The sequence below is a fragment of the Lysobacter korlensis genome, from assembly GCF_042434515.1.
The window spans coordinates 97,657-117,690 of record NZ_JBHLTG010000002.1; the positions used below are offsets into that span (position 1 = coordinate 97,657).

15 protein-coding genes are annotated in these 20,034 nt (G+C 70.3%); 7 read left to right on the top strand and 8 right to left on the bottom strand.

Annotated elements, in window-relative coordinates:
- Positions 1-10 precede the first annotated feature (10 nt).
- On the top strand, positions 11-2,461 hold the full coding sequence (locus ACFFGH_RS09625) for a DNA gyrase/topoisomerase IV subunit A (RefSeq protein WP_386667655.1): 2,451 nt from the start codon (positions 11-13) through the stop codon (positions 2,459-2,461).
- A gap of 82 nt (positions 2,462-2,543) precedes the next feature.
- On the opposite strand, the gene ACFFGH_RS09630 is transcribed toward ACFFGH_RS09625, so the two are convergent.
- Positions 2,544-4,622 carry a DNA gyrase/topoisomerase IV subunit B gene (locus ACFFGH_RS09630; protein WP_386667656.1) on the bottom strand — a complete coding sequence of 693 codons (2,079 nt, stop codon included), beginning with the start codon at positions 4,620-4,622 and terminating at the stop codon, positions 2,544-2,546.
- Positions 4,623-4,833: 211 nt separating this feature from the next.
- On the opposite strand from ACFFGH_RS09630, the gene ACFFGH_RS09635 reads away from it, so the two are divergent.
- Entirely contained in the window at positions 4,834-5,067 is a 234-nt protein-coding gene (locus tag ACFFGH_RS09635) for a DUF7455 domain-containing protein (RefSeq protein WP_386667658.1), read from the top strand.
- A gap of 71 nt (positions 5,068-5,138) precedes the next feature.
- On the opposite strand, the gene ACFFGH_RS09640 is transcribed toward ACFFGH_RS09635, so the two are convergent.
- The 5 genes from ACFFGH_RS09640 to ACFFGH_RS09660 form a co-directional block, all read right to left on the bottom strand.
- Positions 5,139-5,849, bottom strand: a complete 711-nt coding sequence (locus ACFFGH_RS09640) for a type 1 glutamine amidotransferase (RefSeq protein ID WP_386667659.1) — start codon at positions 5,847-5,849, stop codon at positions 5,139-5,141.
- Positions 5,846-7,090, bottom strand: a complete 1,245-nt coding sequence (locus ACFFGH_RS09645; RefSeq protein WP_386667661.1) for a Mur ligase family protein — start codon at positions 7,088-7,090, stop codon at positions 5,846-5,848. Before ACFFGH_RS09645 ends, ACFFGH_RS09640 begins: the two co-directional genes overlap by 4 nt.
- 7 nt (positions 7,091-7,097) lie before the next feature.
- Complete coding sequence (locus tag ACFFGH_RS09650; RefSeq protein ID WP_386667663.1) at positions 7,098-8,447, bottom strand: RNA polymerase sigma factor; 1,350 nt, start codon at positions 8,445-8,447, stop codon at positions 7,098-7,100.
- Between the two features lie 195 nt (positions 8,448-8,642).
- Positions 8,643-9,941 carry an MFS transporter gene (locus tag ACFFGH_RS09655; protein WP_386667665.1) on the bottom strand — a complete coding sequence of 433 codons (1,299 nt, stop codon included), beginning with the start codon at positions 9,939-9,941 and terminating at the stop codon, positions 8,643-8,645.
- A 38-nt stretch (positions 9,942-9,979) separates the two neighbouring features.
- The gene (locus ACFFGH_RS09660) at positions 9,980-10,906 is read right to left on the bottom strand and encodes a proteasome assembly chaperone family protein (RefSeq protein WP_386667667.1); all 927 of its coding nucleotides are present in this window, start codon (positions 10,904-10,906) and stop codon (positions 9,980-9,982) included.
- A gap of 108 nt (positions 10,907-11,014) precedes the next feature.
- On the opposite strand from ACFFGH_RS09660, the gene ACFFGH_RS09665 reads away from it, so the two are divergent.
- From ACFFGH_RS09665 to sucB, 3 genes are all read left to right on the top strand, one after another.
- Positions 11,015-12,526, top strand: a complete 1,512-nt coding sequence (locus tag ACFFGH_RS09665; RefSeq protein WP_386667669.1) for a leucyl aminopeptidase — start codon at positions 11,015-11,017, stop codon at positions 12,524-12,526.
- A gap of 93 nt (positions 12,527-12,619) precedes the next feature.
- Positions 12,620-13,993: a dihydrolipoyl dehydrogenase gene (gene lpdA, locus ACFFGH_RS09670; RefSeq protein WP_386667671.1), complete on the top strand. Its 1,374-nt coding sequence runs from the start codon at positions 12,620-12,622 to the stop codon at positions 13,991-13,993.
- A gap of 57 nt (positions 13,994-14,050) precedes the next feature.
- Entirely contained in the window at positions 14,051-15,709 is a 1,659-nt protein-coding gene (gene sucB / locus ACFFGH_RS09675; RefSeq protein ID WP_386667673.1) for a 2-oxoglutarate dehydrogenase, E2 component, dihydrolipoamide succinyltransferase, read from the top strand.
- Here sucB and ACFFGH_RS09680 read toward each other — a convergent pair.
- On the bottom strand, positions 15,706-17,109 hold the full coding sequence (locus ACFFGH_RS09680; protein ID WP_386667675.1) for a protein kinase domain-containing protein: 1,404 nt from the start codon (positions 17,107-17,109) through the stop codon (positions 15,706-15,708). The genes sucB and ACFFGH_RS09680 overlap by 4 nt on opposite strands.
- Before the next feature lie 131 nt (positions 17,110-17,240).
- On the opposite strand from ACFFGH_RS09680, the gene ACFFGH_RS09685 reads away from it, so the two are divergent.
- The gene (locus tag ACFFGH_RS09685) at positions 17,241-17,963 is read left to right on the top strand and encodes a DUF4191 domain-containing protein (protein WP_386667677.1); all 723 of its coding nucleotides are present in this window, start codon (positions 17,241-17,243) and stop codon (positions 17,961-17,963) included.
- Here ACFFGH_RS09685 and ACFFGH_RS09690 read toward each other — a convergent pair.
- Positions 17,960-18,376, bottom strand: coding sequence for an RDD family protein (locus tag ACFFGH_RS09690; protein WP_386667678.1), 417 nt, complete (start codon positions 18,374-18,376; stop codon positions 17,960-17,962). The two genes, ACFFGH_RS09685 and ACFFGH_RS09690, sit on opposite strands and share 4 nt — an antisense overlap.
- A gap of 142 nt (positions 18,377-18,518) precedes the next feature.
- On the opposite strand from ACFFGH_RS09690, the gene glnA reads away from it, so the two are divergent.
- Positions 18,519-19,943, top strand: a complete 1,425-nt coding sequence (glnA, locus tag ACFFGH_RS09695; protein WP_386667680.1) for a type I glutamate--ammonia ligase — start codon at positions 18,519-18,521, stop codon at positions 19,941-19,943.
- Positions 19,944-20,034: the final 91 nt, after the last annotated feature.

Sequence of the window (20,034 nt, forward strand, 5' to 3'; positions counted from 1 at the left end):
GCTCGATCTTATGACTGTCCCCCAGAACCTCACCGCAGACCCTGCAGGCGAACGCATCGAAGACATCGATGTCTCGACCGAGATGCAGGGATCGTTCCTCGAGTACGCGTATTCGGTCATCTACTCCCGGGCCCTGCCCGACGCCCGGGACGGGCTCAAGCCGGTCCAGCGCCGCATCCTCTTCCAGATGACCGAGATGGGCCTGCGCCCCGATCGCGGGCACGTGAAGTCGGCCCGCGTCGTCGGCGAGGTCATGGGCAAGCTGCATCCGCACGGCGACAGCGCCATCTATGACGCGCTGGTGCGGATGGCGCAGGACTTCACGATGCGCGTCCCGCTGGTGGACGGGCACGGCAACTTCGGCTCTCCCGACGACGGCCCCGCTGCGGCCCGTTACACCGAGGCGCGGCTCACCGAGGCCGCCCTCGCGATGACGGAGGGACTCGACGAGGACGTCGTCGACTTCATCCCGAACTACGACAACCAGCTGACTCAGCCGGAGGTGCTGCCCGCAGCCTTCCCGAATCTGCTGGTGAACGGCGCCAGCGGCATCGCGGTCGGCATGGCCACCAACATGGCCCCGCACAACCTCATCGAGGTGGTCGCGGCGGCCCGCTACCTGATCGAGAACCCGGATGCCTCCCTCGACGACCTGATGGCGTTCGTGCCGGGTCCGGACCTGCCGACCGGCGGCACGATCGTCGGCCTCGCCGGCATCCGGGACGCGTACGCCACCGGCCGCGGCGCGTTCAAGACGCGCGCGAAGGTGACGGTCGAGCCGATCACCGCCCGGAAGACCGGGCTCGTCGTGACCGAGCTGCCGTACGGTGTCGGGCCAGAGCGTGTGATCGAGAAGATCAAGGACGGCGTCAACTCCAAGAAACTCAACGGCATCTCGGACGTGACGGACCTCACCGACCGCAAGCACGGCCTGCGGCTGGTCATCGGCATCAAGGCGGGGTTCAGCGCCCAGGCGGTGCTCGAGCAGCTGTACCGCTATACGCCGCTCGAGGACGGCTTCAGCATCAACAACGTCGCGCTCGTGAACGGCGGGCCGCAGACCCTCGGCCTGAAGGAGCTGCTGCAGGTCTACGTCGACCACCGGCTCGACGTGGTCACCCGCCGCAGCCGCTACCGGCTGAACCGGCGGAAGGAGCGGCTGCACCTCGTCGAGGGACTGCTGATCGCGATCCTCGACATCGACGAGGTCATCCAGGTCATCCGCACGAGTGATGACGCCGACCAGGCCCGCACACGCCTGCGGAGCGTGTTCGACCTCAGCCAGGTGCAGGCCGAGTACATCCTGGAGCTCCGGCTCCGGCGGCTCACTCGGTTCAGCCGGATCGAGCTGGAGGCGGAGCGCGATCAGCTGCAGCGCGAGATCGAGGAGCTCGAGGCGATCCTGGCGAGCCCCGCTCTCCTCCGCGAGCTCGTGTCCGGCGAGCTCGAGGAGGTCGCCGAGCGCTTCGGCACGCCGCGCCGCACCCTGCTCACCGAGGCGCCCGACTCCGCCGCACCGACCCGGTCGAAGACCGTGCAGCCGCTCGAGATCCAGGACACACCCTGCGTCGTCGTGCTCTCGACCACCGGCCGCGCGGTGCGCATCGACCTGCCGGAGGGCGGCGCGCTGGCGGATCGCCCCGCCCGGCGGAGCAAGCACGACGCCATCCAGTCCAGCCTGTCGACGACGAGCCGGTCCGAGATCGGCGCGGTCACGAGCCGCGGCCGGCTCGTCCGGTTCACCCCCGTCGACCTGCCGGTCCTGCCGCAGAACTCGGTGCAGCTGGCGGCCGGGGCGCGGATCGCCGAGTACCTCGGTCTCGAGGACAAGAAGGAGAAGGTGCTCGCGCTCGTGTCCCTCACCGCGGACGCGCCGATCGCCCTCGGCACGAGCGCCGGGACGGTGAAACGGGTGTCGCCCGGCAACTATCCCGCGAAGCCGGCCTTCGACCTGATCCCGCTGAAGAACGGCGAGGAGGTCGTCGGCGCCGCGCAGTCCGATGACGAGGCCGAGTTCGTGTTCCTCACCTCCGACGCTCAACTGTTGCGCTACCCGGCTTCCGCGGTCCGGCCGCAGGGTGTGCCGGCAGGGGGCATGGCGGGCATCAAGCTCGCGCCCGACGCGCGTGCCATCTTCTTCGGCGCGGTGGACCCTGCCACCGCGGTGGTGGCGACGATCTCCGCCTCAAGCCTGACGATTCCCATCGCGGATCCCGGTCGCGGCAAGCTCACGGCGTTGAGCGAGTTCCCGGGCAAGGGGCGCGCCACCGGCGGAGTGCGGGCGCACTCGTTCCTGAAGGGCGAGGACGAGCTGAGCCTCGCCTGGGTCGGCTCCTCCCCCGCCCTGGCGGTCGGGCCTGACGGCTCCGCCCGGAAGCTGCCCGAGGTTGGTGCTCGCCGCGACGCGGCCGGCATCCCGCTCGAGGCGAGCATCGGCTCGATCGGCACCGCCCGAATCTGATTCCCGCGAAAGCGGCCCGCTTCGGCGAATCCGGCCCGCCGCGGCGGGCCATTCGCGCCGCAGTGGGCCGGTTTCGTGGCGGCTACGTGTCGATGCGGTCGCGGTCGAGGCCCTGGCCGGCGATGATGAACTCGCGACGCGGCGCGACCTCGTTGCCCATCAGCAGCTCGAAGACGCCGGCGGCCTCCTCGGCGTCGGTGAGCCGCACGCGGCGGAGCGTGCGGTGCGCGCGTTCCATCGTGGTGGTGGAGAGCTGCTCCGCGTCCATCTCGCCGAGGCCCTTGTAGCGCTGGATCGGGTCCTGGTAGCGGCGGCCGGACTTCTTCAGCTGGGCGAGCACCCCTTGGAGCTCCGCCTCGCTGTAGGTGTAGATCGTGTCGTTCGGCTTCGTGCCGGGGTTCATCACCACGACGCGGTGCAGCGGCGGCACGGCCGCGAAGACGCGGCCCTCCTCGATCATCGGCCGCATGTACCGGAAGAACAGCGTGAGCAGCAGGGTGCGGATGTGGGCGCCGTCGACGTCGGCGTCGCTCATGATGATGACCTTGCCGTACCGCGCCTGCTCCAGGTCGAAGCTGCGCCCGGATCCAGCGCCGATCACCTGGATGATCGACGCGCACTCGGCGTTGCCGAGCATGTCGGACACCGACGCCTTCTGCACGTTGAGGATCTTGCCGCGGATCGGCAGCAACGCCTGGTACTCGCTGTCGCGGGCCAGCTTCGCCGTGCCGAGGGCCGAGTCGCCCTCGACGATGAAGAGCTCCGTGCTCGCCACGTCGTTCGACCGGCAGTCGACGAGCTTGGCGGGAAGCGTCGAGTTCTCGAGCGCGTTCTTGCGCCGCTGGGTCTCCTTGTGCGCCCGCGCAGAGATGCGGGACTTCATCTCAGCGACGATCTTGTCGAGCAGCAGCGCCGACTGCGCCTTGTCGTCGCGCTTCGGGCTCGAGAACCGCTCACCCAGGGCCTTCGTGACCACGTTGGCGACGATGTTCCGCACCGCGGGGGTGCCGAGGATCTCCTTCGTCTGCCCCTCGAACTGCGGCTCAGGGAGCCGGACGGTGAGCACCGCGGTGAGCCCCGCCAGCGCGTCCTCCTTCTCCAGCTTGTCGTTGCCCACCTTCAGCCGACGGGCGTTCTGCTCCACCTGTCCGCGCAGGAACTTGAGCAGCCCCGTCTCGAACCCGGCCTGGTGCGTTCCGCCCTTCGGCGTCGCGATGATGTTCACGAAGCTGCGGAACACCGTCTCGTAGCCCGTCCCCCAGCGCAGGGCGAGGTCGACGGTGCATTCGCGGGTCAGCTCGGTCGGCACCATGTGGCCGTTCTCCTGCAGCACCGGGACGACCTCGGTGAAGGTGCCGGAGCCCTGGATGCGCCACGTGTCGGTGAGCGGCGGATCGATGGCGAGGTGCTCGGCGAACTCGCTGATGCCGCCGTCGAATTTGAACGACTCGTGCGTCGGAGAGGCCGCGCGACGGTCCTCGATGGCGAGCTCGAGGCCCGGCACCAGGAAGGCGGTCTGCCGGGCGCGGCCGATCAGCTCGTCGGTCTGGAACTCGGCGCCGCGAGTGAAGATCTGCCGATCGGCCCAGTACCGGATGCGCGTGCCGGTGACGCCCTTCGCCACCTTCCCGACGATGCGGAGCTCACTCTTCGTCTCGAACGGCGTGAACGGCGCGTCGGGGCTCACCGGGCCTGCGTCCTTGAACACACCGGGCTCGCCGCGGTGGAACGACATGGCCCAGGTCTTGCCGTCGCGATCGACCTCGACGTCGAGACGCTCCGAGAGGGCGTTCACCACCGACGCGCCGACGCCATGCAGTCCGCCGGACGCGGCGTAGGAGCCGGAGCCGAACTTGCCGCCGGCGTGGAGCTTGGTGAAGACGACCTCGACGCCGGACAGCCCCGTCTTCGGCTCGACGTCCACGGGGATGCCACGGGCGCGGTCCCTGACCTCGACGCTGCCGTCGCCGTGGAGCACGACGTCGATCTTCGACCCGTGCCCGCCGAGCGCCTCATCCACCGAATTGTCGATGATCTCCCAGAGACAGTGCATGAGGCCGCGGGAGTCGGTGGAGCCGATGTACATCCCGGGCCGCTTGCGGACCGCTTCCAGCCCCTCCAGCACGGAGAGGTGACGTGCCGAATAATCGGAACTTGCCACGAAACTCTCCTCGAGGTCGCCGGTCGGGAATGGCCGCGAGAGGGCCGTCGTTAAGACTAGTGACCGCACAGACTCCACCCCGGCACCGACACTCGTCCGACACGAACCCGTACGCGGCGAGCGAAATACAGGCAATTGTCGATGTCGAACGGGGAGCGCGTGCTTTGATTGAGCAAGTCGATCCCCCGACGAGCGAGCTAAGGAGCAGAAGATGACTCAGATGATCACCGAGAACGCCGCCGTCGACTCTCTCGCCGGACACCAGCTCTCCGCCCTGGACCGCTGTGACAGCTGCGGCGCACAGGCCTACATCCGCGTGACGATGGCGAGCGGCGAGCTGTACTTCTGCGCCCACCACGGTGCGAAGTTCAAGGAGAAGCTGTCGGCCAGCGCGCTGAACTGGCACGACGAGACGAGCCGCCTGCACGACGAGCAGCGGGCGTAACCCTCAGACTTCGAACACGAAGGCCGCGACCGAACGGGTCGCGGCCTTCGTCGTCTCCGACCGGGATGGACTCAGGAGCGGATGCCGAGCGCGGTGAGCGTGCGAGCGCGGCTCGTGGCGGCCAGCTGGTCCGCGGCGCGGGCGGACGGGTTGCCGGGGTCGTAGGCAGCCCCCAGCATCCGCGACAGCAGGTCGTCGGCCAGGTCGGGGTTGCGGGCGAGCAGCGGCCCGTGCAGATGCGTGCCGAGCGCTCCGTCGGCGAGGCAGCCCTCGATCCCGCCGGAGTTCCCGACCCCGGAGGCGACGTCGCCGTAGGGAACCGCCCCGTCCGCCAGCTGCACTCCCCTGGCGTGGTTCTCGAAGCCCACGACGAGCGATCGCGCCCGGACGACGAGGTCGCCGGTCGCCCGTGCCGGCAGCGGCGCCACCGTCGCAGGGAAGATCCCGATTCCGGCAAGCACCTCCGCTCCGGTGCGGATCTCGTCGGTGAGCAGCTCGAACCCCGTGCCGACCGCGAGCAGCGGCACGCCGTCCGCCGCCCAGCCGCGGAGGGAGTCGGCCAGCGGCGCCAGCAGCGCCGCATGCCGGACCAGGGCGGGATCGGTGCCGGAGCCCACCACGACGGCGTCAGGGCGGAACCCGGGCAGCGGCTCGCCGTCCCGGGCGTCGACGACGGACGCCTCGACGCCGGACCATTCGGCGCGGCGGGCGAGGACCAGTGCGTTCTCCGCGTCCCCGTGCACGTTCAGCTCGTCGGGCAGGACCCGCAGGACCCGGATCACGATGCGAGCCCGAGGTGCGCGCGGGTGCGGCGCATGGAGTCGGCGGTGAAGACGATCGTCTTCCTCCCCGAAGCGGGATTCGGCAGCGCGAGGAAGTCGTCGAGGGCACGGCCGAGGTCCGGTTCGACCCGCTCCACCTCGACCCCCTGGTAGACCAGCTGGAGCGCCACGTCGGCCGCCTTCGAGCCCGAAGCGATCCGCACCCGCCCGAGCCGGGACGCGTCGACCGGCCAGAAGTAGCCTGGGTCGCGCACATCGGACCCCATGGCGACGAGGACCTGCTCGAGGTTCTCGGGGAGCGAGTCGACGTTGAGCTGGAAGCTCGCCGGGTTCTGCACCAGCACGAACTCGACCTCCTTGCCGCGCACCGTGACGATCTCCCCCCGGCCGAACACCGGCGGCAGCGCGCTGACGGTCGACGCGGCGAGTTCCGGGTCGAACGCGTCCCCGAGCAGGTCGGCGGCCGTGGCCAGCGCGGCGGCCGCGTCGACGGCGTAGTGGGTGCCCCGGGACGGGAGCCGCACGTCGATGGTGCGTCCCGCGGCATCGACCCGCGCGCGGGCGCCGTCGACGTCGGTGACGAGCACGCCGCCGGCGGCGCGGCGTGCGGAGGTCCGGCTGTACCCGAGCCCGCGCAGGAGGCGCGCCAGCACGTCGGCCGTCACGCCATAGCGGGCCACCCGGACGCCAGGGGCGAGGCCGGCCGCGAGCTCCTCGAGCAGCGCGTCGTCGGCGTTCACCACCACCGACTCGGTCGCGCGGCCCGCGATCGTCGCGAGGTACGCGGCAACCTTCTCGGGATCGGTGAACCGGTCGATCTGGTCGGTCATCACGTTGGTGAGCAGCACGGTGCGGGCGGTGAGCCGCGGGGCGATGCGGGCGCCGTGACCCTCATCCATCTCGAGCACGGCAAGGTCCGCGTCGACCCGCCCGTTCAGCTTCGTCCGCTCGAGCAGCGCCGAGGTGAGCCCCTGCGCGATGTTGGCGGTGGACGGGTTGGTGAACACCCGGCGACCGTGCGCCTCCAGCACCGCGACGAGCATCTTCGTGGTCGTCGACTTGCCGCTGGAGCCGCTGACGATCACCAGGCCGTCCGGGAACGAGGCCAGCACGTGCGGGAGCAGGCCCGGCGCGATCCGGTTGACGACGAGTCCGGGCACGGCGGAGCCGCCGCCGCGGCTTCTCAGCCGGGCGAGGGCGCGGACGAGCCTGCCGGCGAGAATCGCCGGTGCATAGCGCACCCGTGGCCTACTCGAGGTAGTCGCGCAGCGACTGCGAGCGGGACGGGTGGCGCAGCTTCGCCATCGTCTTCGACTCGATCTGCCGGATCCGCTCTCGGGTCACCCCGAAGGTGTCGCCGATCTGGTCGAGCGTCTTCGGCATGCCGTCGCCGAGCCCGAAGCGCATGCGGATCACGCCGGCCTCACGCTCCGAGAGGGAGTCGAGCAGGCTCTCGAGCTGCTTCTGCAGCATCGTGAAGCCCACCGCGTCGGCCGGCACCACGGCCTCGGTGTCCTCGATCAGGTCACCGAACTCGCTGTCGCCGTCCTCGCCGAGCGGCGTGTGCAGCGAGATCGGCTCGCGGCCGTACTTCTGCACCTCGACGACCTTCTCTGGCGTCATGTCGAGCTCGCGCGACAGCTCCTCAGGCGTGGGCTCGCGGCCCAGGTCCTGCAGCATCTGCCGCTGCACGCGGGCGAGCTTGTTGATGACCTCGACCATGTGCACCGGGATGCGGATGGTGCGTGCCTGGTCCGCCATGGCGCGGGTGATGGCCTGCCGGATCCACCAGGTGGCGTAGGTGGAGAACTTGAAGCCCTTGGTGTAGTCGAACTTCTCCACAGCGCGGATGAGACCGAGGTTGCCCTCCTGGATCAGGTCCAGGAACTGCATGCCGCGACCGGTGTAGCGCTTCGCGAGGGAGACGACGAGGCGGAGGTTGGCGCCGAGCAGGTGGCTCTTCGCCCGCTGCCCGTCCTTCGCGACCCACTGCAGCTCACGGCCGAGCTGCGATTTCCGCTCGACGTCGCTCATGTGCGACAGCTTCTCCTCGGCGAAGAGGCCCGCCTCGATGCGCATGGCGAGTTCCACCTCTTCGGCGGCGTTCAGCAGCGGCACCTTGCCGATCTGCTTCAGGTAGTCCTTGACCGGGTCGGCGGTGGCGCCGGTGATCGTCTGCGAGTAGACGGGGATGTCGTCGTCCTCGTCCACCAAGGAGAGCCGGAGCGCGCCGGTGGGGAGCTCCTCATCCTTGGCGGCGGGCTCCTCCTCGTCCGTCTCCTCGGCGTCGGCCTCCGGCGCGACGACCTCAGGTTCGTCGTCGGGGGTGTCCTTGTCGTCGGCCACGACTGCGTCTGGGTCCACGACGTCGACCGCGACGTCGTCGTCCTCGATCACCTCGGTCGGCTCAAGCACCTCGTCGTCGTCGACGGCGTCTTCGTCCTCATCGACGGGGGCGGATGCCTTCGAAGCCTTGGTGCGGGAGGGTGCCTTCGTGTCCTTCGCCTTGGCGTCGGCCTTGCCTGCCGCCTTGGTCGCCTTCTTGGGAGCGGCCGAAGCCGCGGGGGAAGCCTTCGATGAGGCTGTGCGAGTCGCCATCATTGCCCCTTTCGGGTTGTGCGGGCATGTTGCGGGCATGCTCTGCGGGCATTACTAAGACCCTTGTCAAGTCCCCTTCCTTCGCGAGCGAACCTCGCGAAGGGAAAAAAGGGACCAGCAGGGTCTTGACATCTAGTATGACACGGATTTAATGCGAAACCCTCCCCGGCCCGGTTTTCCGCGTGCCGGGAGGTGTCACCGTCTGCGCCAACTTCTCATCAGTGCAACCCACAGGGGGCCCACCGTTATTCCCTCCTCGCGCTGCAGGAGGCGGCGGGTGCGGCGTCGCGAGCGCACGACGAAGACCACCCCGACGCCGACGACCAGGAACTGCGCCAGGAACGCGATCCGGAACCGGTCGAAGCTGTAGAGCTCCGCCGGCTGCCCGGTGCCGCCGGCGGCCCGGTCGAGCAGGTCGAGCACCAGGCCGATGAGGAACATGATCACGAAGCTCGCGAGGAAACCGCCGACATTGACGATGCCGCTCGCCGACCCGAGGCTTCGAGCCGGGTTGAAGGTGCGCGCGAAGTCGAACCCGATCAGGGAGCCGGGTCCACCGGCCGCGACGACGAGGAGCAGCACGACGATCAGCCAGGTCGGCGGGATGCCGGGCCAGGTCAGCACGGCGGTCCAGGCGACGCCCATCGCGACGACGATGCCGAGGACGAGATTGCTGCGCCGGAACGGATACCGGGCGCTCAGCAGCCCGAGGATCGGCCCGACCACGATGCCGCCGATCACCACGAGCACGAGGAGGGCGGAGGCGCCGCTGCTGCCGTAGCCGAGACCGACGGCGAGGAATGGGAACCCCCAGAGCAGCATCAGGGTGGTCTGGGACGACTGGGTCACATAATGGGCCCAGAACCCCAGCTGCGTGCCGGGCCGGGCAAGGCTCTCGCGGAGCCGATGCATCGCGAGCCGCCAGCCCGGCGGATCGGCCCGGCCGGCGTCCGGCGCCCCGTTCGCCACGAAGACGAGCAGGCACACGAGACTGAGCACGCTCACCGCCGATGCCCCGAGAAACGCCGGCTCCCAGCCGGCCGAGTGCAGCACGGCGGAGAACGGGACGGCGGAGAGCAGCTGGCCGGTCTGGCCGAGCGTGCCGAGCCATTGCGAGACCTGTGGCAGCGCGCGCCCGCCGAACCACGCTGGCAGCAGGCGCATCACGGAGATGAAGGTCAGGGCGTCACCGGCGCCGACGAGCACCCTGCCGATCACCGCGATCCCGATGTCCGGTGCGAGCGCGAGGGTGGCCTGACCGAGCGCCATGAGCGCGGCGCCCGTGATCAGCACCGCCTTCGGCCCGACACGGTCGAGCAGGACGCCGATCGGCACCTGGAGGGCGGCATAGACCACGAGCTGCACCACGGTGAGGGCGGACAGGGTCGTGGCCGAGACGTCGAACCGCTCGGTCGCGTCGACGCCGGCGACCCCGAGCGTCGTCCGCTGGAGGACCGCGGAGATGTAGGAGAAGACTGCGAAGCCGAAGACCACCCACGACCGCGGAGAGGCGACCTCCCCGAACCGCCCGGTCAGGCTCCCGGCTCGTTCTCGTCGCCGCGCCGGCGTGTCGCCAGGAACTTCTCGAGCTCCGCGGCGATGTCGTCCGCCGTCGGCAGGAGGCCGTCCTCGTCGGTGAGCGGGGACCGCAGCGGGTTGTCCTCCATGTAGCTGTCGTGCCGCTCCTCGAGCGTGCCGACCAGGCGCTGCAGCTCGCTGTTGCCCTCGACCTGGTCGTCGATCCTCGCGACGAACTCGCGGCCCTCTTCGCGGAGGCGGTCGGTCGGGAAGATGAGGCTCGTCGCGGCACTGATGCTCTCAAGCGCGGTGACCGCGGCGGCCGGATAGGTGGTGTCGCTCAGGTAGTGCGGGATGAGCAGCACGAATCCGGCAGTCGGGTGTCCCATCTCCTGGAGTCGGTACTCCACGAGGTGCAGGGCGTTCGCGGGCACCTGGGTGTGCGGTCGCCAGATCGAGAACGTTTCGATCAGCTCGGTGCGGTTCCCGCTCACGGTGACCCCGATCGGCCGGGTGTGCGGCACGGGCATGGGGATCGCATGGACCCACGTCGTCGTCTTCACGCGGTAGCGGTCGATGAGCTGCAGCACCGCTGCAGTGAACCGCTCCCACTGGAAGTCCGGCTCGTAGCCGGTCAGCAGAAGGAACGGGTGCCCGATCTCGTCGTGCACCAGGTACAGGTTGAGCTCCGCAGGCCGGTAATCGGTGAGGTGATCCTGGTCGAAGTAGATCGTCGGCCGGCGCGCGCGATAGTCGAGCAGCGCGTCGCTGTCGAAGCTGGCGACGACCCGGTGGTCGAGGGTCTGGAGCAGGTATTCGCTGAACTGGCTGACGGCCGACCCGGCGTCGGCGAACCCGGTGAGCCCGGCGACCAGGTGCAGGCCACGCGGCACGTCCTCGACGCCCTCCGTGAGGTCGTACAGGCCGGCTGGGTCTCGCATGAGTCAATGGTAAGCCGAGCGCCTGTGTCAGTCCCCTACTGAGCCGCCGCCCGAGCGTTTCGCGCCCGTGCGGACTACTCAGCGGGTGCCCACGGATAGCATGGCCGGATGCCGACGCCGACCCTCTCGCTGACCTCCGCCGCTCCCCTGACCGCCGAGACCGACGTGCTCGTCCTCGGCGTGCGGAAGACCGGGAACGGACCCGCTCTCGCGACCGACGGCCTGGACCTGCCGGAGACCCCGGCACGGGAGCTCCAGGAGCTCCTGGCACCCCTCGGCATCACCGGCGGCACGGACGAGCTGCGCCGGATCGCGTTCTCCCCGGCCGCGGCGAAGAGTGTCGCGCTGGTCGGGCTCGGCGGCGCAGACATCGACCCGGACACGCTCCGCTACGCCGCGGGATCCGCCACCCGCCAGCTGCGCGGCATCTCGAACGTCGTGATCGCGTTGCCGGTGGCGGACGACGCCGCGACGGCTGCGGTGCTCGAGGGGGCCGCGCTCGGCGCCTACTCCTTCACCGACTACCGCTCGTCCTCCCTCGGCGAGGACAAGGAGGCGGCGGCATCCGTCGCCGTGTGGGCCCCCGCCGAGGCGCCGGCGGTGCTCGAGCGCGCCGGCATCGTCCGCGACGCGGTGTTCCTGGTGCGGGACCTGGTGAACACCCCGCCGTCGGACCTCTACCCCCAGTCGTTCGCGGAGCGCGCGATCGCCGCCGCCGAGGGGCTGCCGGTCGAGGTCACGGTGCTCGCGGAGGACGGGCTCGAGGCGGGTGGCTTCGGCGGCATCCTCGGGGTCGGCAAGGGCTCCAGCCGCGGCCCGCGACTCGTCACCCTCCGCTACGCGCCGAAGGGCGCCGCGAAGCACGTGGCGCTCGTCGGCAAGGGGATCACCTTCGACAGCGGCGGCCTGTCGCTGAAGCCCGCCGCCTCGATGGTCGGCATGAAGTACGACATGACGGGCGCGGCGACCGTGCTCGCCGTCACGCTGGCTGCCGCGCGGCTGGAACTGCCGGTCGCGCTCACGACCTACCTCTGCATCGCGGAGAACATGCCCTCCGGCACCGCGGCGCGACCGAACGACGTGATCACCATCCGCGGGGGCACCACGGTCGAGATCCTCAACACCGATGCCGAGGGGCGCCTGGTGATGGCGGACGGCATCGTCGCCGCCAGCGAGCAGCGGCCCGACGCCATCCTCGACGTCGCCACCCTGACCGGCGCCGCGACGGTCGCGCTCGGCACGCGCTACGTCGGCGCGATGGGCGACGAGCAGCTGGTGGGACGGGTGCTCGATGCGGCCAAGCGCGCCGGCGAGACACTCTGGCCGATGCCGCTTCCGGGCGAGCTGCGCAGCCTCCTGAACTCCGATGTCGCCGACATCGCGAACGCGAAGCCGGGCAACACGGCCGCAGGCATGCTGCTCGCGGGCGTCTTTCTCAGTGAGTTCGTGGGCAGGTCCGGCGACGAGCCGGATGCGCCGAAGATCCCGTGGGCGCATCTCGACATCGCAGGGGCCGCGAACAACTCCGCAGGCGGCTACGGATTCACCGGCAAGGGGCCGACCGGGGTGGCGGTGCGCGCGCTGCTGCGTCTGGCAGAGGACTTTTCGGCCGCGGTGTAAGGTCGATTCCGGCGGTTGCGACCGCCTTCCCGGGCCGCGGCGAGAGCCGTCCGGCCCTCTCCGCACGAGATCCAACGCATTAGGAGTTGCCGAGTGCCAGAGCAGGCCTTCGATCTAGTCGTCCTCGGCGGAGGAAGCGGCGGCTACGCCGCGGCGCTCCGCGCAAGCGAGCTCGGGATGAGCGTCGGGCTCGTCGAGAAGGGAAAGCTCGGCGGCACCTGCCTCCACGTCGGCTGCATCCCCACCAAGGCACTCCTGCACGCCGCCGAGGTGGCGGACAACGCCCGCGACGCCGCGAAGTTCGGCGTCTCCGCGACGCTCGAAGGCATCGACATCGCCGCCGTCACCGCGTACCGCGAGGGCGTGGTCGCCAGCAAGTGGAAGGGCCTCCAGGGCCTCCTCCGCACCCGCGGGGTGACGGTGATCGAGGGCGCAGGACGCCTCGTCGCGCCGAACACCCTCGAGGTGAACGGCGACCGGATCACCGGCAAGAACGTCATCCTCGCCACCGGCTCCTACTCGCGGACCCTGCCCGGTCTCGAGATCGGGGGACGGGTGATCGCGTCCGAGCAGGCGCTCGCGCTCGACTTCGTGCCGAAGAAGGTCGTCGTGCTCGGCGGCGGGGTCATCGGTGTCGAGTTCTCGAGCGTCTGGAAGTCGTGGGGCGTGGACGTGACGATCATCGAGGCGCTGCCGCACCTGGTGCCGAACGAGGACGAGTCGATCAGCAAGCAGTTCGAGCGTGCGTTCCGCAAGCGCGGCATCGACTTCAAGCTCGGGGTGCGCTTCGCCGGCGTCACGCAGCACGAGAACGGCGTCGTCGTGAGCCTCGAGAGCGGCGAGACCGTCGAGGCGGACCTGCTGCTCGTCGCCGTAGGCCGTGGCCCGGTCACCGACGGGCTCGGCTTCGACGAGGTGGGCGTGAAGATGGACCGCGGCTTCGTGCTCACCAATGAGCGCCTGGCCACCAGCGTTCCCGGCGTCTACGCCGTCGGCGACATCGTGCCGGGCCTGCAGCTTGCCCACCGCGGGTTCCAGCAGGGCATCTTCGTCGCGGAGGAGATCGCGGGCCTGAAGCCCGTTGTGATCGAGGACGTCAACATCCCGAAGGTCACCTACTCCGACCCCGAGGTCGCGTCGATCGGCCTGACGCAGGCGAAGGCGACCGAGAAGTACGGCGCCGAGAACATCACCGCCTACGACTACAACCTCGCCGGCAACGGCCGCAGCCACATCCTGGGCACCTCCGGGTCGATCAAGGTGATCCGGGTGAACGACGGCCCCGTCGTCGGCGTGCACATGATCGGCGGCCGGGTGGGCGAGCTGATCGGCGAGGCACAGCTCGCGGTGAACTGGGAGGCGTACCCGGAGGACATCGCCCCGCTGGTGCACGCGCACCCGACACAGCACGAGGCGCTCGGCGAGGCGTTCCTGGCCCTTGCGGGCAAGCCGCTGCACGCCGTCTGAGAAGACCCAAGACCCCACAGCTAAGCTGGAAATCCAGTTGCATAAGGAGCATCAAGGATGAGCGAATCCGTCAGCCTCCCGGCACTCGGCGAGAGTGTCACCGAGGGCACGGTCACCCGATGGCTGAAGCAGGTCGGCGACCGGGTCGAGGTGGACGAGCCCCTGCTCGAGGTCTCGACGGACAAGGTCGACACGGAGATCCCGTCCCCCGTCGCGGGCGTCGTCGAGGAGATCCTCGTCGCGGAGGACGAGACCGTCGAGGTCGGCACCGCGCTCGTGCGCATCGGTGACGGCTCCGGCGGCGGGGCTCCCGAGGTCGCTCCGGCCGCCGAGGCGCCCGCCCCGGAGGGTGCGCAGGCCGAGGCGGCGCCCGTGCAGGAGACCGCAGCGCCCGCGCAGGAGGCACCCGCCCAAGAGGCACCCGCGGAGGAGGCACCCGCCCAAGAGCAGGCTCCGTCGGCCGAGCAGGCCGCGCCGGTTCAGGCGGCCCCGGCCGAGACCGCCCCCGCGCAGGCGACCCCCACGGAGCAGTCCGCGCCGGCCGCGGCGCCCGCGCCCGCTCCCGCCGCGGAGCCCGCTCCGGCTCCCGAGCCGGAATCGACCGAGGTGCCATCGTCCGGCGCCCCGGCCCCAGGCCAGGAGGCACCGCAGGAGGCTCCCGCGCCCGCGGCGCAGGTCGATCAGCCGCCGGCGGCGCAGGAGCAGCAGCCCGAGACCCCCGCGGCCCAGCCGCAGGCGGCGCAGCAGGAGGCCGAGCAGCCCCAGGCAGCGCAGCAGCAGCAGCCGGCCGACGTCGACACCTCCAACGCCGGTTACGTCACGCCGCTCGTCCGCAAGCTCGCGAACGAGAAGGGCGTCGACCTGTCGTCGCTGAGCGGCACCGGCGTCGGCGGGCGCATCCGCAAGCAGGACGTGCTGGAGGCCGCCACCGCCGCTGCTCCCGCCGCTCCGGCGGCCGAGGCGGCGCCGGCGAAGGCGCCCACCAAGCTCGAGACCTCGCCGCTGCGCGGCACCACGGTGCCCATGTCGCGGCTGCGCAAGGTCGTCGCCGAGCGCGCCGTCGCCTCGATGCAGGGCACCGCGCAACTCACGACCGTGGTCGAGGCGGACGTCACCAAGATCGCCGCGTTCCGCGACGCGGTCAAGGGCGACTTCCAGCAGAAGACCGGGCAGAAGCTGTCGTTCCTGCCGTTCTTCGCCAAGGCCGCCGTGGAGGCGCTGCGCGCGTACCCGATCATCAACGCGACGGTCGACGGCACCGACATCGTCTACCCCGATCACGAGAACCTCAGCATCGCCGTCGACACGGAGCGCGGCCTGCTCACCCCCGTCGTCCGGAACGCCGGTGACCTCAGCATCGCCGAACTCGCCGGGCAGATCGCCGACCTCGCGGCGCGCACCCGTGACAACAAGCTGAAGCCGGACGAGCTGGCCGGCGGCACGTTCACGCTGACGAACACCGGATCGCGCGGCGCGCTGTTCGACACGCCGCTCGTCTTCCTGCCGCAGGTCGCCATCCTCGGCACCGGCATCGTCGCCAAGAAGCCGGTCGTGGTGAAGGCGGACGGCAGCGAGGCGATCGCGATCCGGTCGACGGTGTACCTGGCCCTCAGCTACGACCACCGGATCGTCGACGGCGCGGACGCCGCCCGCTTCCTGGTCGCGGTGAAGAACCGCCTCGAAGAGGGCGAGTTCAGCGCGGACCTCGGTATCTAGCCCTCAGCCCCGCTTCGCGGGACGCCCGGGAAACCCCGGATCCGCCAACCGGCCTCCGTCCGGATCACCAGGACGGAGGCCGGTTCCGCATCGGGCGGCGTGATGCGCACCAGCGCGGTGTCGCCCAGCCGCTCGACCGTCTCCGCATCACCCTCGACGACCACACCGTCCGCCCCAATGCCCCCGCTCTCCTGCGCCGCCAGGATCGCCGCCGCATCCGCCATCGCGGCGGACGAGTCGGGCTGGTCCACCGAGTCGAGGCAAAGCACTGACAGCTCGCGGTAGCACTCCGCACGGAGCGCCAGGAGTGCGGTCGCCGCGTCCGCCGGATCGTCGCCGAGGAGCACTCGCTCCACCGGGGAGGACGGCGCGGACGGGACGGGGCTCGGGACGGTGTCGCCGGCCGGATTCGGCCCGTTTGGTCCCTGCCGTTCCGACGGCACGAGCAGCAGCGCGGCGGTGAGCGCGGTCCCCGCCACTCCCCCGGCCACCCAGAACGGCCGACGGACCGAGCCCGCCGCGGACCGCAGCCGGGTGAGAGTGGAGCCGGCTCCGGGGCCGAGCATCCCGCGCAGCCACTCCGGCACCTGCAGCCCGTCGAGCACCAGCCCTCGCGGTTCCGCCGACGCAACACCGTCTTCGCCGCCGGTCACTCGTCCCGGCAGCCCGGCGGCGGATCGAGGCGGCGCATCGAGATCGACGGGCTCGGGCACGGCGAGGTCGAAGACGATCGTCTCCAGCCGCTCCGCGTACGCCGGACCCTCCAGCGCGCCGAGCTCTCGAAGCAGCGGACCCACCGTCGCAGTCGGCGCGGGCCCCGTGGCGTCGAGCACCGTGCGCACCAGCCGGCGCAGCGCCGCCTCGTCGCGCGCCAGGAGGTCGGTGCGCTCGGCGACCCGTGCCCGGCCGGTCGCCTCCTGGTCGAGCAGCCGGGCGTCGCCGAAGCCCACAAGCGTCGGGGCTCCCGCGTCGGTGAAGAGCACCGAAGCCGGATCGAGTCCTCCGTGGACGACGCCGTCGCGGTGCAGCCGCGCGATCGTCGTCGCGAGGGGCGCGAGGATCGTGACCGCCTCCCCGGCGCGGATCGTGCGCCGCCGGTCGAGCAGGGCGGCGAGCGATGGTCCGGGAACGCGGTCGAGCAGGAACGCCGGGCGGTCTCGCGGGTCGAGCGCCAGGTCCAGCAGCCGCACGACGTGCTCTCCCGCGGCGCGCATCAGCGCCTCGGCCTCGAGCTCGATCGACTCGGCTGGCACCGCCGCGGCGAAGACCTTCACGGCAACCTGCGGATGCCCGTCGGCATGGCCCAGGTACACGGTCGCGCGCGGTCCGGCACCGAGGGTGCGCACCAGCCGGTAGCCGCCGAGGGACGCCGGAGCGGACGGCGTCGAGGGAATCGTCACGCCGTCAGACTGCGGGCGCGGAGCGCTGGGACTCGGCCCGGAATGGAGTCGGTCGGATGCACCGATGGTGTCGCCGCTGGGGACGAGAAGCAGGGCCGGAATCGGGCCCCTCACGCCGTATTGTAGGAGGCATGGCACGCACCAAAGCCCCCGGGAAGGACTCCCCCCGCTCGAAGGAGCCAGGCCGCCTCAAACAGATGTGGCAGGTCTTCCAGATGACCCGGCGGAACGACAAGTCCGTCGTGTGGCTGCTGCTCGCGGCGTTCCTGATCCCCATCGCCCTCGGCATCCTGGCCGCCGTGCTGCTCACCGGCGGCAACCCCGTCGGGCTGGTCCTGTACATCCTCACCGGCTTCATGGCGGGGCTCCTGTTCGCCCTGATCGTGCTGGGCAGACGCGCGGAGCGTGCCGCCTACAGCCAGATCGCCGGGCAGCCGGGCGCCGTCGGCGCGGTGCTGAAGAATTCGCTGCGACGCGGCTGGCGTGCCAGCGAGATGCCCGTCACCGTGAGCCCCCGCACGCAGGACGCCGTGTACCGCGCCGTCGGCCGCCCGGGCGTCGTGCTCATCGGCGAGGGTCCCAAGTCGCGGACCAAGCGGATGCTCGAGGACGAGCAGCGGAATGTCCGGCGGATCGTGCCGAACGTGCCGGTGCACCTGGTCACGGTGGGGCCGGACGCCGACTCGGTGCCGCTGCACAAGGTGCCGTCGGCGCTGAAGAAGTACAAGCGCACGCTCACCAAAGCGGAGGTGTTGGCCGTGTCGAACCGGCTCGCCGCGATCAGCAAGTCGAGCTCGCTGCCGATCCCGAAGGGCATCGACCCGACGAAGATGCGGGCGCCCCGCCCGCGCTAGCGGCGGACCAATACCGTGCCGGCCAGGCGATCGTGCATGCCGCGCTGGTCACGGTCCCAGATGACGGCAGGGATCAGCAGGCAGAGCAGCAGTGTGCGGACGATCGGCCGCCACGGTCCCAGGTAGCCACCAGCCACGGGCACGACCCGCATGCCGAACGCCAGGTGACCGACGCTGCCGGATGCGGTGATCAGGAAGACGATCTGCGCCGCAGCGAAGATGGTCAGCGTCGCGAACGGGTCGTAGGCGAAGAACGCGACGGAGATCACCACCGCGAGCGCCCAGTCGAGGCAGAGCCCGGCGAACCGCCGCCCTGGGCGTGCGATCGAGCGCGGACCGGTCTCCGGGAGCCCGAGCCGCTTGCCCGGCCAGTCCCCCGCGGCTGAGCTGGTCGCAGAGGCGGGAGACGGCACCGCACAAGTCTATTGAGCACCCGATCGGCGCCGCGTAACACGTCCGAAACAAACGCGACACTGGGTCGAAACCCCTCGCCCATAGCCTCGACCGTGGCTGTGACTGCAGCCGCTCAAGAACCAAACTCAGGAGCCTCTTCACATGTTCAGTGACTCTTCCGAGGTGCTCAAGTTCATCAAGGACACGGATGTCAAGTTCCTCGACATCCGCTTCACGGACCTTCCCGGGGTCCAGCAGCACTTCAACATCCCAGCCTCGACCGTCGATGAGGACTTCTTCACGGTCGGGCAGCTGTTCGACGGCTCCTCCATCCGGGGATTCGCGTCGATCCACGAGTCGGACATGCAGCTCATCCCGGACGTCACCACGGCCTACATCGACCCGTTCCGCACCGAGCGCACGCTCATCATGGTCTTCGACATCTACAACCCCCGCAACGGCGAGATCTACTCGCGCGACCCGCGCCAGGTCGCCAAGAAGGCGGAGAAATACCTGGCTTCCACCGGCATCGCCGACACTGCGTTCTTCGCTCCTGAGGCGGAGTTCTACATCTTCGACGATGTGCGCTACGAGGTGAAGCAGAACACCAGCTTCTACTCCGTCGACTCGAGCGAGGCCGCCTGGAACACCGCCCGCGTCGAGGAGGGCGGCAACCTCGCCAACAAGACGCCGTTCAAGGGCGGTTACTTCCCGGTGAGCCCGGTCGACCAGCACGCGGACCTCCGCGACGACATCTGCCTCAGGCTCATCGACGCCGGGCTCATCCTCGAGCGCAGCCACCACGAGGTCGGCACCGCCGGCCAGGGCGAGATCAACTACCGCTTCGACACGATGGTGCACGCCGCGGACGACATCCTGAAGTTCAAGTACATCGTCAAGAACACGGCGCTCGAGTGGGGCAAGGTCGCGACGTTCATGCCGAAGCCGCTCATGGGCGACAACGGCTCGGGGATGCACACGCACCAGTCGCTGTGGAACGACGGCAAGCCGCTGTTCTACGACGAGCAGGGCTACGGCGGCCTGTCCGACATCGCCCGCTGGTACATCGGCGGCATCCTGAAGCATGCTCCCGCGGTGCTGGCCTTCACGAACCCGTCGATCAACTCGTACCACCGCCTGATCCCGGGCTTCGAGGCGCCGGTCAACCTGGTCTACTCGGCGGGCAACCGGTCAGCGTCGATCCGCATCCCGATCACCGGAACCAACCCGAAGGCCAAGCGCATCGAATTCCGCGCGCCGGATGCGTCGGGCAACCCCTACCTCGCCTTCGCGGCGCAGCTGATGGCGGGCCTCGACGGCATCAAGAACAAGATCGAGCCGCACGAGCCCGTCGACAAGGACCTCTACGAGCTGCCGCCCGAGGAGGCCCGGAACATCCCGCAGGTCCCCGCGTCGCTCGACGAGGCGCTGAACGCGCTCGAGGCGGACCACGAGTTCCTCACCGCCGGCAACGTGTTCACGCCCGACCTGATCGAGACGTGGATCGCGTACAAGCGCGAGAAGGAGATCCTGCCGATGGCGCAGCGTCCGCACCCGTTCGAGTACGAGCTGTACTTCTCGGTCTGAACCGGTCGTCCAGACGAGGGCCGCATCCCGCGCGGGTGCGGCCCTTCGTCGTTTCGGCCGGTCCCAGTCGGCGGAATTCCGAGCCGACCCG

Bases quoted from the DNA above. Each gene is read 5' to 3' on its own strand.
- ACFFGH_RS09625 (WP_386667655.1), top strand. From the start codon at position 11: ATGACTGTCCCCCAGAACCTCACCGCAGACCCTGCAGGCGAACGCATC.
- ACFFGH_RS09635 (WP_386667658.1), top strand. From the start codon at position 4,834: ATGACTCAGATGATCACCGAGAACGCCGCCGTCGACTCTCTCGCCGGA.
- ACFFGH_RS09650 (WP_386667663.1), bottom strand. From the start codon at position 8,447: ATGGCGACTCGCACAGCCTCATCGAAGGCTTCCCCCGCGGCTTCGGCC.
- ACFFGH_RS09660 (WP_386667667.1), bottom strand. From the start codon at position 10,906: ATGCGAGACCCAGCCGGCCTGTACGACCTCACGGAGGGCGTCGAGGAC.
- ACFFGH_RS09665 (WP_386667669.1), top strand. From the start codon at position 11,015: ATGCCGACGCCGACCCTCTCGCTGACCTCCGCCGCTCCCCTGACCGCC.
- sucB (WP_386667673.1), top strand. From the start codon at position 14,051: ATGAGCGAATCCGTCAGCCTCCCGGCACTCGGCGAGAGTGTCACCGAG.
- ACFFGH_RS09685 (WP_386667677.1), top strand. From the start codon at position 17,241: ATGGCACGCACCAAAGCCCCCGGGAAGGACTCCCCCCGCTCGAAGGAG.
- glnA (WP_386667680.1), top strand. From the start codon at position 18,519: ATGTTCAGTGACTCTTCCGAGGTGCTCAAGTTCATCAAGGACACGGAT.